Annotated in this window: 13 protein-coding genes; 12 read left to right on the forward strand and 1 reads right to left on the reverse strand. The window is 63.9% G+C overall.

Features of this window, described 5'->3' with window-relative positions; genetic code table 11:
* Positions 1-5 precede the first annotated feature (5 nt).
* The 9 genes from ACRWNM_RS32705 (at position 6) to ACRWNM_RS32745 (ending at position 8561) form a co-directional block, all read left to right on the forward strand.
* Positions 6-788: an SDR family oxidoreductase gene (locus ACRWNM_RS32705; RefSeq protein ID WP_431972014.1), complete on the forward strand. Its 783-nt coding sequence runs from the start codon at positions 6-8 to the stop codon at positions 786-788.
* Positions 789-802: 14 nt separating this feature from the next.
* Positions 803-2527, forward strand: coding sequence for an acyl-CoA dehydrogenase (locus ACRWNM_RS32710; RefSeq protein ID WP_431972015.1), 1725 nt, complete (start codon positions 803-805; stop codon positions 2525-2527).
* The gene (locus ACRWNM_RS32715) at positions 2524-3363 is read left to right on the forward strand and encodes an MBL fold metallo-hydrolase (protein ID WP_431972016.1); all 840 of its coding nucleotides are present in this window, start codon (positions 2524-2526) and stop codon (positions 3361-3363) included. The genes ACRWNM_RS32710 and ACRWNM_RS32715 overlap by 4 nt, the downstream gene beginning before the upstream one ends.
* Positions 3356-4576, forward strand: a complete 1221-nt coding sequence (locus ACRWNM_RS32720; RefSeq protein ID WP_431972017.1) for an acetyl-CoA C-acetyltransferase — start codon at positions 3356-3358, stop codon at positions 4574-4576. The genes ACRWNM_RS32715 and ACRWNM_RS32720 overlap by 8 nt, the downstream gene beginning before the upstream one ends.
* 23 nt (positions 4577-4599) lie before the next feature.
* Positions 4600-5358, forward strand: coding sequence for a 3-oxoacyl-ACP reductase FabG (gene fabG / locus ACRWNM_RS32725; protein WP_431972027.1), 759 nt, complete (start codon positions 4600-4602; stop codon positions 5356-5358).
* A gap of 38 nt (positions 5359-5396) precedes the next feature.
* Positions 5397-6179 carry a crotonase/enoyl-CoA hydratase family protein gene (locus ACRWNM_RS32730; RefSeq protein ID WP_431972018.1) on the forward strand — a complete coding sequence of 261 codons (783 nt, stop codon included), beginning with the start codon at positions 5397-5399 and terminating at the stop codon, positions 6177-6179.
* Positions 6180-6198: 19 nt separating this feature from the next.
* Positions 6199-6648: a MaoC family dehydratase gene (locus ACRWNM_RS32735; RefSeq protein WP_431972019.1), complete on the forward strand. Its 450-nt coding sequence runs from the start codon at positions 6199-6201 to the stop codon at positions 6646-6648.
* Positions 6649-6731: 83 nt separating this feature from the next.
* A complete protein-coding gene (locus ACRWNM_RS32740; RefSeq protein WP_431972020.1) occupies positions 6732-7487 on the forward strand; it encodes an enoyl-CoA hydratase-related protein in 756 nt (251 codons plus the stop codon).
* Between the two features lie 171 nt (positions 7488-7658).
* A complete protein-coding gene (locus ACRWNM_RS32745; protein ID WP_431972021.1) occupies positions 7659-8561 on the forward strand; it encodes an alpha/beta fold hydrolase in 903 nt (300 codons plus the stop codon).
* 281 nt (positions 8562-8842) lie between these two features.
* Here ACRWNM_RS32745 and ACRWNM_RS32750 read toward each other — a convergent pair whose 3' ends face one another.
* The gene (locus tag ACRWNM_RS32750; protein WP_431972022.1) at positions 8843-9232 is read right to left on the reverse strand and encodes a nuclear transport factor 2 family protein; all 390 of its coding nucleotides are present in this window, start codon (positions 9230-9232) and stop codon (positions 8843-8845) included.
* A gap of 321 nt (positions 9233-9553) precedes the next feature.
* Here ACRWNM_RS32750 and ACRWNM_RS32755 point away from each other — a divergent pair, with 321 nt between their 5' ends.
* From ACRWNM_RS32755 to ACRWNM_RS32765, 3 genes are all read left to right on the forward strand, one after another.
* Positions 9554-11578: an FAD-dependent oxidoreductase gene (locus ACRWNM_RS32755; RefSeq protein WP_431972023.1), complete on the forward strand. Its 2025-nt coding sequence runs from the start codon at positions 9554-9556 to the stop codon at positions 11576-11578.
* Positions 11579-12079: 501 nt separating this feature from the next.
* Positions 12080-12460: a hypothetical protein gene (locus ACRWNM_RS32760; RefSeq protein ID WP_431972024.1), complete on the forward strand. Its 381-nt coding sequence runs from the start codon at positions 12080-12082 to the stop codon at positions 12458-12460.
* A gap of 180 nt (positions 12461-12640) precedes the next feature.
* On the forward strand, positions 12641-12768 hold a 128-nt coding region (locus tag ACRWNM_RS32765), incomplete at its 3' end, for an Lsr2 family DNA-binding protein (RefSeq protein WP_431972028.1).

Below are 12768 nucleotides of genomic sequence, written 5' to 3' on the forward strand. Positions count from 1 at the left end.
CTCCAATGTTCCCTGAAATCTTCTCCGTCGCCGGCAAGACCGTGCTGGTCACCGGTGGTACCCGCGGGATCGGCTACATGATCGCCGAGGGATACCTGCGTGCCGGTGCACGCGTCTACATCTCCTCCCGCAAGCAAGACGCGTGCGACGAAGCGCGAAAGGCGCTGTCGCAGTATGGCGATGTCCATGCGATCGCCTGCGATGTCAGCAGTGAACAGCAGTGCCGGGCGCTGATAGATGCCATTGCCGCGCGCGAGCCCGGTCTGCACGTTCTGGTCAACAATGCCGGAGCAAGCTGGGGCGCGCCGTTCGACGAGTTCCCTGGCGCGGCGTTCGACAAGGTGCTCACTGCCAACGTCAAGGCGCCGTTCACCCTCGCCCAACTGGCCCGCCCGCTGTTGGAGAAAGCCTCGACGGCCGCTGATCCGGCACGCGTGATCAACATCGGATCGATCGACGGCTTGGTCGTGCCTGGTTTCGGGAACTACTCCTATTCCGCGTCCAAAGCCGCGATCCATCATCTCACCCGCCACCTGGCCGCGGACCTCGCGCCGTCGATCCTGGTCAACGCCATCGCACCTGGACCTTTCCCGACGAAGATGATGGCGAAAGCCCTCGAAGAGGCCGGGGACAAACTGGCTGAGGCCAGTCCTGTCGGGCGTATCGGCGAGCCAGCGGACATCGCGGCGACCGCAGTCTTCCTCAGCTCGATCGCATCCAATTTCATTACGGGCGCGGTGATTCCACTCGACGGCGGACTGGCCACCACCAACGGCATCCGGCTCTGAAAGGCAACTTGTTCATGTACCAACCGCCCATTGAGGACTACGACTTCCTGTATCGGAACGTATTCGGCGACGAAGTGTTGCACACGCTCAGCGACGGCGAACTCAAGACCGAGGACGCCCGCGACATCCTCACCACCGCAGCCGATCTCGCGGTGCAGATGATGCACCCGCTCAACCGGCTCGGTGATCGAGTGGGTAGCACACTGGCCGACGGGAAGGTCACCACCCCGCCCGGGTTCGTCCAGGCGTACCGATCCTTCGCCGAGGGCGGCTGGGTCGGCCTCGGCATCGACGCCGAAATCGGTGGCGGGGGAGTGCCGGTCATGCTCTACAACGCGGTATCGGAGATGTGGACCGCCGCCAACGTGGCGTTCTCGCTGTGTTGGGGACTGTCCACCGCCGCGATCACCGCATTGCAATCGGCCGCCAGCGACGAGCTGAAGGCCACCTACCTGCCGAAGATGGTCACCGGCGAGTGGACCGGCACCATGAATCTGACCGAATCCCAAGCCGGTACGGACCTGGCCTCGATCCGCACTACTGCCCGCCCGGCCGAGGACGGTAGCTGGCGGGTGCGCGGGCAGAAGATCTTCATCACCTGGGGCGATCACGACCTCGCCGAGAACATCATTCATCTCGTGCTGGCCCGTACGCCCGATGCCCCTGAGGGACTGCGTGGTCTGTCGCTGTTCGTGGTTCCCAAGTTCCTTCCCGACGAGAACGGCAATCCCGGCGACCGCAACCGCGTCACCACCCTCGCGCTCGAAGACAAACTCGGCATCCACGCCAGCCCGACCTGTGTCCTGGAGTACGACGACGCGGTCGGCTTCCTGGTGGGCGAGCAGAATCGCGGCCTGTCGGCGATGTTCGTGATGATGAACAACACCCGTATCGGTGTGGGCCTGCAGGGCCTGGGCATCGCCGACCGTGCTTACCAGCAGGCCCGTGACTATGCCCAACAGCGCATACAGGGCAAGGTTTTCGGCCGCGGAGCCGCCGCCCCGATCGCCGAGCATCCCGACGTCGCGCGGCTGCTGCTGTCGATGTCGAGTTCGATCTCGGCCATGCGTGCGTTCTCCGTTCAGTTGGGCGAGTGGGTCGACAGATCAATGCTGCAAGGCTCATCGGAGACCGAGCAGCTGGTGGAGTTCTTCGTGCCGGTGATGAAGGCGTGGTTTACCGAGGAAGCCGTGCGTATCGCCTCCGACGGGATCCAGGTCCACGGCGGCATGGGCTTCATCGAGGAAACAGGTGCGGCCCAGCACTACCGCGACGCTCGAATCCTGCCCATCTACGAAGGCACCACCGCCATCCAGTCCAACGACCTATTGGGCCGCAAACTGTTTCGCGACAAGGGCGCGACGGTGACGCTGGCGCTCGAGATGATCGGCCGCGACATCGCGCGCCTGCGCGAATCCTCCGATCCCGTCGCGGTCCGGACAGCGGAAAGACTCGACCGGGCGTTGGAGTGCACGCGCGACACCACGCATACATTGCTGATGCTGGCGTTGAACGACCCCCGCGATGCGTTCGCGGGCTCGGTCGCCTACCTGTCCATGATCGCGCTTGTCGCCGGCGCATGGATGCACGCACGCATCGTCGCCGCAACGGTGACGACCTCGACCGAATTCACCGACGCCGATCGGCGTCGGCTGCGTGAGGCCGACTTCTACGGCGCCCACCACCTGAGCCGTGTGCACTCACTGGCCGAATCGATCCGCGGAGGCGAAATCCGATGAGCAACAGCACACTAACCCTCGACGTCTACACCTGCGAGGGTTTCGAGCTCCCCAGCGGTGGGATGTTCTCTCCGACGACCTCGACGCTCATCACGGGTCCGACCGAAGCGATGCTGGTCGATACCCAGTACCGGGCCGCCGACGTCGACGAGGTCATCCGGCGCATCGAGGATTCCGGCAAACGACTGTCGACGATCTTTATCACCCACGGCCATTCCGACCACTACTTCGGACTGCAACGGCTACTGTCGCGTTTTCCCCACGCCCGGCCCGTCGCGATCCCGTCGGTGGCCGCGCACATTGCCGCCAACCTCGAATCCGACCGGGCCGCCGCCCAGGCGTTCTTTGCCGGACAGGCCCTCGACAACACCGTCGTGCCCCTTCCACTTACCTACTCGACCTTGACGGTCGATGGGATTGCGGTGCACGCCATCGCGATTCCCCAAGCCGATATCGCCCCCACCGCGATCCTGCACATCCCCTCGATCGCCGCGGTCATCGTCGGCGACGCCATCTACAACGGTGTCAACCCATTCCTCGCCGTCACCGGTCCACACGAGTGGCAGCAGTGGCTGGCCAGCATCGACGCCATCGCCGCCCTCAACCCGTCCACCGTCGTGGCCGGGCACAAGCGCCCTGGTGCAGCCGACACCGCCTACTGCGTCGCTGAAACCCGTTCCTATATCCAGCAGTTCGCCGCCAACGTCGACAGCTGCCGCGACTCTCGCGAGCTGGTGGCGCAGATGCAGTCGATATTCCCCGATCACGTCAACCCCTCAGCCCTGGTGCTCTCGGCGGTCACGGCGTTCAAACGAAAGAAGCAGACCCATGCCTGAAGCTGTCATCGTCGCCGCGACCCGGTCTCCGATCGGTCGCGCGAACAAGGGATCCCTGACGCAATGTCGTCCCGACGATTTGGCCGCACAGATCGTGCAGGCCGCGCTCGCCCAGGTACCAGCGCTGGATCCCAACACCATCGACGACCTGATCCTTGGCTGCGCGCAGCCCGCGGGTGAAGCAGGCTACAACCTTGCCCGTGTCGTGGCCGTTCTCTCTGGGCTGGACACAGTTCCGGGAACAACCGTCAACCGCTATTGCTCGTCGTCGTTGCAGACAACCCGGATGGCCTTCCATGCCATCAAAGCCGGTGAAGGACATGCCTTCATCTCCGCTGGCGTGGAAACGGTCAGCCGATTCGGCAAGGGAGCCGCAGATTTCGGCGAGAACACCACCAACCCGGTTTTCGCCGAAGCGCTGCTACGCACCCAAGGCCAGACCGGTGCCGCCGTCTCCGCCTGGGTCGATCCTCGTAAAGACGGTGCGCTGCCGGACGTGTACATCGCGATGGGACAGACCGCCGAAAACGTCGCGCAACTGACCGGGATCAGCCGGGAGGACCAGGACTGCTGGGCGGTACGTAGCCAGAACCGGGCCGAGGCAGCGATCGCCGACGGGTTCTTCGCCCGCGAGATCACCGCGGTCACCACTCCCGACGGCACCACGGTCACCAGTGACGACGGCCCCCGCCCAGGAACCACCTACGAGGCGGTGGCAGCACTGAAACCGGTATTCCGTCCCGACGGCAGCGTCACCGCCGCCAACTCCTGCCCCCTCAACGACGGCGCCGCGGCCGTCGTGATCATGTCCGACACCCGGGCGAAAGAACTCGGTCTCACACCCTTGGCTCGGATCGTCTCCACAGGAGTCTCGGGCTTGTCGCCGGAGATCATGGGTTTGGGTCCTATCGAAGCCACCCGACGCGCTCTGGCCCTGGCAGACATGTCCGTCGCTGATATCGATCTGTTCGAGATCAACGAAGCGTTCGCGGTGCAGGTGCTCGGCTCGGCCCAGGAACTCGGCATCGACGACGACAAGCTCAACGTCTCCGGCGGCGCTATCGCTTTGGGCCATCCCTTCGGTATGACCGGCGCACGGATCACCACCACCTTGATCAACAATCTTCGGACCCACGACAAGCAGTTCGGGGTCGAAACCATGTGTGTCGGCGGCGGCCAGGGCATGGCCATGGTCATCGAACGACTGTCTTGAACGAGTAAAGGATCAAAGCATTGATAGACAAAGACTCTCGTGTCGCGGTAGTCACCGGCGCCGCGCGCGGCATCGGCGCCGGGGTGGCGCGCAGACTGGCCGCCGACGGGTTCGCCGTCGCCGTGCTCGATCTCGATGAGCACGCCGCCGCTCCGGTGGTCGCCGACATCGAAGCTGCTGGTGCACGAGCGCTGGCCGTCGGCGTGGACGTCGCCGACGAAGCATCGGTGGAGGCTGCCGTGGCCCGCATCGCCGAGTCGCTGGGACCGCCTTCCGCACTGGTCAACAACGCGGGCATCACCCGCGACAACCTGCTGTTCAAAATGACCTCCACTGACTGGGACGCGGTCGTCAACGTGCACCTGCGCGGCGCGTTCCTGATGAGCCGCGCTGTGCAGAAGTACATGAGCAGCAGCGGGTGGGGGCGCATCGTCAACCTGTCGAGCACTTCGGCGTTGGGCAACCGCGGCCAAGCCAACTATGCCGCGGCCAAGGCCGGTGTGCAGGGATTCACCAAAACCCTGGCCCTCGAGTTGGGGCGGTTCGGAATCACCGTCAACGCCATCGCCCCCGGCTTCATCGCTACCGACATGACCGCCGCCACCGCCGCCCGCCTGGGAATGTCGTTCGACGACATGAAAATCGCAGCAGCCAAAGAGATTCCGGTGCAACGCGTCGGCGAGCCCGCCGACATTGCCGCAGCGGTGTCGTTCTTTCTGCGTGAGGACGCCTCGTTCGTATCCGGGCAAATCCTCTACGTCGCCGGCGGCCCCAAAGCCTGACCACCAGCCCTGAACTCCTGACCTTAGAAGGATGGACAATGACTTACGAAACACTCACGCTGCGCCGCTCCGGCCATGTTCAGATCATCGGCCTCAACCGGCCTACCAAACGCAACGCCTTCGACAGCACCATGCTGCAGGAGTTGGCCGCCGCCTATGGTGAATTCGATCGCGACGACACCGCGCGGGCCGCGGTGCTCTACGGCGAAGGCCCTATGTTCACCTCCGGGCTGGACCTCGCCAGCGTCGCCGCCGACCTCCAAGCCGGCAACTCCCTGGTGCCCGAGGGCGGGATCAACCCGTGGCAAGTCGACGGCCAGCAGTTGTCCAAGCCGGTGGTCGCCGCCGTTCACGGCAAAGTGCTGACCCTCGGTATCGAGCTCATGCTTGCCGCCGACATCGTCGTCGCCGCGGAGTCCACGAAATTCGCTCAGCTCGAGGTGTCCCGCGGAATCTACCCGTTCGGCGGAGCCACCATCCGATTCCCGCGGGCCGCGGGCTGGGGCAACGCCATGCGCTGGATGCTCACTGCCGAAGAGTTCGACACCACAGAAGCGCGCCGCATCGGCATTGTGCAGGACATCGTCGCCGACGGCGACCATGTGCAGCGCGCGGTCGCCATCGCCGAGGCGATCGCGCGCCAAGCCCCTCTCGGAGTGCAGGCGACGCTGAGCAACGCGCGCCAGGCCCAGCGTGACGGGGACGCCGCTGCGGAAGCCGAACTGGTGCCGACTATCCGGAAACTGTTCACCTCCGAAGACGCCGCGATCGGCGTGCAGGCGTTTCTGACACGCACCACCGCCGAATTCGTCGGCCGCTGACTAGGGGAAGGACGTCAACATGCACACGATCAACGGGATCGACGAACTGCCCTCATTGGTGGGAACTGAACTGGGCGCCAGCGACTGGCAAGTGATCACCCAGCAGCAGATCGACACCTTCGCCGAGGTCACCGGTGATCACCAGTGGATCCACACCGACCCCGCCCGAGCCGCGATGGGACCGTTCGGCACGACCATCGCCCACGGCTATCTCATCTTGTCGCTGATCCCCACGATCCTCGAGCGCACTGTGCAGGTCGAGGGTATCCGGATGGCCGTCAATTACGGCAGCAACAAGGTCCGCTACATCGCGCCGGTTCCGGTGGGATCACGGGTTCGGGGCGTCGTACGGCTCGATGAGGTGGAGACCACGGCGACCGGCACCCGCGTCATCTTCACCATCACTATCGAACTCGAGCACGCGCAGAAACCGGCGTGCGTCGCGGAAACCATCAGCCTGCTCGCCTGAGCACGCCGACACCGCTACATCGACATGCTGGCCTGCCCGATTACCCGGCGGGCAGGCCAGCAGTGCTCATCTAGGACTCATCAATGACCATACGAATCACAGACGTCGAACCCGGGATCCAAGTGCTGGCGATCGACCGGCCGGACACTCGAAACGCATTCGACACCAGAACCTATCGCGTCCTGGCTGACAGTATCGCGGCCGCTGAAGCCGACCCGCACATCGACGTCATCATCCTTACCGGCCACGGCGGCATCTTCACCAGCGGCAACGATATGGCCGACTTCCGCGACCAGAAAGGATTCGAGGAACCGCTCGCTCTGCTGCATTTGCTGATCAGCGCCGACAAACCGGTGATCGCCGCGGTCGAGGGCTACGCGATCGGCATAGGCACCACCATGCTCCTGCATTGCGACCTGGCCTACGCGGGCCGGTCGACCATCTTCTCGGTTCCCTTCGTCAAGCTCGGACTCAGCGCAGAAGCCGCTTCGACACTGCTGCTGCCCAAAATCGCAGGCGACAAACGCGCCGCGGAAATGCTGTTGCTGGGAGGGCGTTTCGACGCCGCACGCGCCGAGACCGCCGGGCTGATCAACAGTGTGGTCGACGACGGTGCCGCCTTGACCGTCGCTATCGACACCGCCCGATCTCTGCGGCAAATCCCGACCGAAGCCGTGCGTACCACCAAGCGCCTGATGCGCCGAAATCGCAGCGAGGTGCTGCAAGTCATCGAGGACGAAGCGGTTGTGTTTCGCGAGCGGGCAGCCTCTCCCGAAGCGCTGCAAGCCTTCGACGACTTCCTGCAATCCGCTTCGCAGCGACCGGCAGTCCGGACGTAATAGGCTTTGTTCCAATGGATTTGAGTGGGGCTCCCTGGCCAAGTCGTATCGACTCGGCGCAAATTGCCGACTACTCGCCTCGGTCTAGAGTCTGTTGCGTGATCCATCGGGGGCGCGGTGGGTCGTTGTTCACGGCAAGATAGAAAGCGACATGATGGGGCGGTACACACGATGAGCCGGACACCACTGGTTCTTCTGCATGGCGTGACGAACTCCGCAGATATCTGGGGATCTGTCATGTCGGCATTGTCGGAGCATCACGAGGTGATCGCCCCGACAGCGCTGGGACATCGCGGCGGCGCTCCCGTCGAGTCACGACCAGTTGAAATTCGCAGCTTTGTCGAAGAGGTCGAGCGGCTCCTCGACAAGAATGGCTGGGATACAGCGCATTTCGCCGGAAACTCACTCGGCGGGTGGGTCGCCCTCGAACTTGCCCGCAAGGGGCGGGCACGTACCGTCTGTGCGCTCTCACCAGCAGGATTCTGGACTGCGCACGGCACCGGCCACGCCGCATCGGCCGCACGCATCGCTGCCGCGGCCACACTCGCCCGCCGGACACGCCCGCTAGCGCCGGTCGGTTTCCATCTGCCATTGGTGCGGCAGTTGACGTTTCGCACTATCGCCGGGCGCGGTGACCGGCTCACGCCAGCCCAAGCACTCGGAATCGTCGACGACCTCCTCGGTTGTACGGTCACCGAAGAGCTACTGGCTACCCGAGAGCAGATCGCGTCGATGCCAGTCTCACCGTGCCCGATCACCGTCGCATGGTCAGGGTGCGACAGGGTCTTCCCGCAGCAGATCAACGGCAGAATCGCGGTCGACCGATTGCCCCAGGCGCAGTTCGAGACCCTGCCGAACGTGGGTCACGTCCCGATGATCGATGATCCTGACGGCGTCACTCGTGTCATCCTGGCCACCACCGCTCGATCCTCTGGGGCAGTCTCATTCAGTAACGGGGACAGGGTGTCGGGTGAAAGCGGGATCGCGGTCGTAGAGGCTGGTGATCACCGGGCCGACGCCAACGCCGCACAGGCCGCCGACGGTGACGTGCAGCCATGCCGCCCGCAACCCTGACAGCGGCCAGGTCCAGCTGTCATCCGAGCCCGGCAGCCTCGGGCGTCGGGAAGCATCAACATGCGCTCGTGCCTCAGTGGTGCGCAGTGTAGGCGGTCGTGCTCCAAACCGGGGATCGGTGACGACGGCATGGTGCGAGGTCTCGGCCACGCTGACGCCGCGCCACCATGGGCGCTACGGCGAGCGTGACGCGACTACAGCGAAAGGACAAGTTATTGCGAATTAAAGATGCTACCCATCGCCGTACTCCAGAAGTCGCTCACGCTCGCCTCGATCTCAGGCTAAACGGTGGCTTCGGCTTGGATGCGCTCGAATTGCTCGCCCATGCGTGCAGCCAGGGCGGTGGCTGCGGACAGCGGCCGCACCATAACCATGAAGTCGTCGATCTTGCCGTGTTCGTCGAAGTGAAGGAAGTCGCAGCCGGTGACATGTTTGCCGTCCACCGTGGCTTCGAAGATCAGCGCGTGCTCACGGCCGTCGGCGTCGGCGATCTCGCGCACGTAGTGGAAATTTTCGAACACCCGTAGTACGCCCCGCAGGATTGCAGCGGTGATGGGCTTGCCGGGATACGGCTTGAACGCTACGGGGCTGGTGAATACGACATTGTCGGCCAACAGTGCCTCGACGGCGGCCATGTCGCGAGCCTCGATGGCTTTTCGGAAGGAGTGCATGCTCACCTCTGTGGGTCAATTACTTGAATATTAGCCAGAAACAGTAGCTCGGCATTCCGGCAATGTCCAGCACAGAAAACCAGTCAGCGAGCGGGCATGGCTTGAGGAGGTCGAGCGAGTCGGCCTCATACCTGCCGCTGCTCCGCGAAACCCGTTCGCACAGGAGAATCCGTTGGTCCGAGTTCGCTCGGTCGGTCATCGATCGGCGCCTCGTTGCTCACGTTCAGGCCTCTCGGCGGTCGACTCGAATACTCATTGCCAAATGGCAAACCTCCGGTTAGCCTATCTTCTTAGTAAATAAATTGATTAATGGAGTCCATGATGAACGCCGTGTCGTATCCGCACCTGTTGCAGCCGCTGGACCTCGGTTTCACCACCCTGCGTAACCGTGTCGTGATGGGGTCGATGCATGTCGGCCTGGAGGAAGCGCCGAACGGGTTCGGCAGGATGGCAGCCTTCTACGCCGAACGCGCGCAAGGCGGGGTCGGCCTAATCGTCACCGGTGGCATCGCCCCGAACGAGGCTGGTCGACCCTATCCGGGTGGGGCCATGCTGACCAACGACGACGAAGCCGCACAGCACCGGGTAGTCACCGATGCCGTGCACGCCGCAGGCGGCAAAATCGCCCTGCAGATCCTGCACTTCGGCCGCTACGCCTACCATCCGGGTCTGGTCGCCCCCAGCCCCCTGCAGGCTCCTATCAGCCCGCACGTACCGCGCGAACTCACCGCTGCCGAGATTGAGCAGACCATCGAGGATTTCGTCCGCTGCGCGGTACTTGCGAAGCAGGCCGGATATGACGGTGTCGAGGTGATGGGTTCTGAGGGGTACCTCATCAACGAATTCATCGCCGCGCAGACCAACCATCGCAGCGACCGGTGGGGCGGCCCCTACGGGAACCGGATGCGATTCCCCGTCGAGATCGTGTCCCGCATCCGTGCGGCCGTGGGCACCGACTTCATCATCGTCTACCGGCTGTCCATGCTGGACCTGGTCCCCAACGGCTCCACCTTCGACGAGGTCGTCACCCTTGCCAAAGCCATTGAGGTAGCGGGCGCCTCCATCATCAATACCGGAATCGGCTGGCACGAGGCCCGGATTCCCACCATTGCCACTTCGGTGCCGCGTGGCGCGTACGCATGGGTGACGAAGAAACTCAAAGGCGTGGTAACGGTGCCTCTGGTCACCAGCAACCGCATCAACACCCCGGACAAGGCCGAGGAGCTGCTCGCCGAGGGCTACGCCGATATGGTGTCACTTGCGCGCCCGTTCTTGGCCGATCCGGAGTTTGTGGCCAAGGCCGCCGCAGGTCGAGCCGAGGCGATCAACACCTGTATTGGCTGCAACCAGGCGTGCCTGGACCATACCTTTTCGTTCAAGATCACTTCGTGCTTGGTCAATCCGCGCGCCTGCCACGAGACCGAGCTGGTACTCGGGCCCACGCGCCGGGGTAAGTCCGTGGCGATCGTCGGCGCCGGCCCGGCGGGGCTGGCATGCGCGGTGACTGCCGCCGAATGTGGCCATCGGGTAACTCTTTTCGATGCCGCCGACGAGATCGGCGGCCAGTTGAACATCGCCCGCCAAGTGCCGGGCAAGTATGAATTCAACGAGATGCTGCGCTACTACCGCAACCAGCTCGAGACCTTGGGAGTCGAGGTCCGGCTCCGCACCACCGTGACAGTCGATGACGTAGCGCAAGGATTCGATGAGATCGTGCTGGCGACCGGCGTCACCCCCCGTACCCCGGACCTGCCCGGCGTCGACCATCCCAAGGTGCTGGATTACCTGGACGTGCTGCGCGACAAAGCGCCGGTCGGTGATCGGGTGGCGATTCTCGGTGCGGGCGGCATCGGATTCGATGTCGCCGAATTCCTCACCGATCCAGGCGATCACGCCGACCAGAACATCACCGCATTCCTCGCCAACTGGGGCATCGACATCGAACAGGAAGGCCCGGGCGGACTGACCGAACCGCGCCGACAGCCCTCCGCGCGTGCGGTGACCTTGCTCCAACGCAAAACCAGCAAGGTCGGCGCCGGACTGGGCAAGACCACCGGATGGATTCACCGCACCGAACTCAAACACCGCGGTGTGGCAATGATCGCTGGCGTGACCTACGACCGTATTGATGACGAGGGCCTGCATTACCACATCGACGGTGTGGAGCATGTCCTCGCCGTGGACAACGTAATCCTCTGCACCGGGCAGGAATCCGAACGCACCTTACACGCTCAGCTCATCGCTCGGCGAGCGAGTCCGCACCTGATCGGCGGAGCCGATGTCGCCGCCGAACTCGATGCCAAACGCGCCATCGACCAGGGCACCCGCCTGGCGGTCGCACTGTGAACGAGCGGGCTTCGAATAAGTCGACGGCCACCAGGGCGCTACGGTAGTCGTCCCTGTCGTGAGTGCCGCAATGCAGCTCAGTCTCCAGTTATGAACTGATTATCACGGTTTCGTCGAGTCGGTAACCGTGATGCTCGCGGGCAAGGTGTGACCTGCCCCGCGGTCCGCACGGAGATCATTGCGGTGATCGACCAGGCCTTTCCCGAATCGCACAGATCAAAAGGTACGCAGTGCTCCGCTGGTCCGGGAGCACTCGCGTTGGAGCTAACACCGACACACGCTGCTCTGCGCCTCCGTCACAACGCGCGGAGCAGTGATCGAGCACTTATATGGCTGCCCGGCTCATGCCCTCCGGCGCGCGGGTACGGCTGTGTACACCCGAGCGTCTTTACGGAATTCGCGTAGACAGCGAGGACTCTCATGATTGGAAGAAGGACTGACCGACGTGCGAGTGTAGACCTGCGGTTGTTCGGTTGGCCGGTCACCAAGTCGGGCGGGCATGTGATCCTGACCGTGGTCGGCGGGTTCTGTGGGGTGGTCGTTCCTCGCCCGGTGGGAGATCAGGTGATCGACAGGCTCGGCGCTGCCCGAAGCCAGGGGCCCGTCGTCGGATCGCGGTATCCTCGACCGCGCTACACTTTTCTCGCCGAGGCCGATACGGTTGTCGAATCCAGCGAGATCACCACGCGCGGCGGAATCTTGCTGCAAACGTCGAGCCGAATCCGGCTCCCTTCGCCGCAGCACTTCCACAGCGACCTGTACTGGGTCATTCCTCCCGACCCCAGTTGTCGCTGGCTACCGAAGCTGTCGACGTTGGTGTGGGCGCTTCAGGCAACCACCCTTTCGCAATCTGGAAGTTCTTTTCGCAACCACGTCGAGTAGAGCCTGATGGACAAAATTCGCAAGGCAGCGCCCGCTTCCGTGTAGAAGGTTCGCCGAAAAGCACTCGCGGGCAGGCACCTTGAGATGTCGAACATTCAGCGGACGGCCGCGTTCATACAGTGTGGTGATGATCGGGTCGCGTGATGCGACCCGCAGCGCGCCGCGGACGTCCTCGGCCACATCCGACCTCGTCCCGGCCTGGTGCGGGAATGGGCCAAGGCCAACGGGTTCGACGTTTCCCGACGGGGGCGCGTGCCAGCCAGTGTCGTAGCCGAAACAGCCGCGGCGGTTGCAGGGCGAGGTCGTCG

The sequence above is a fragment of the Nocardia sp. bgisy134 genome (assembly GCF_965341865.1).
Taxonomy (GTDB): Bacteria; Actinomycetota; Actinomycetes; order Mycobacteriales; family Mycobacteriaceae; genus Nocardia.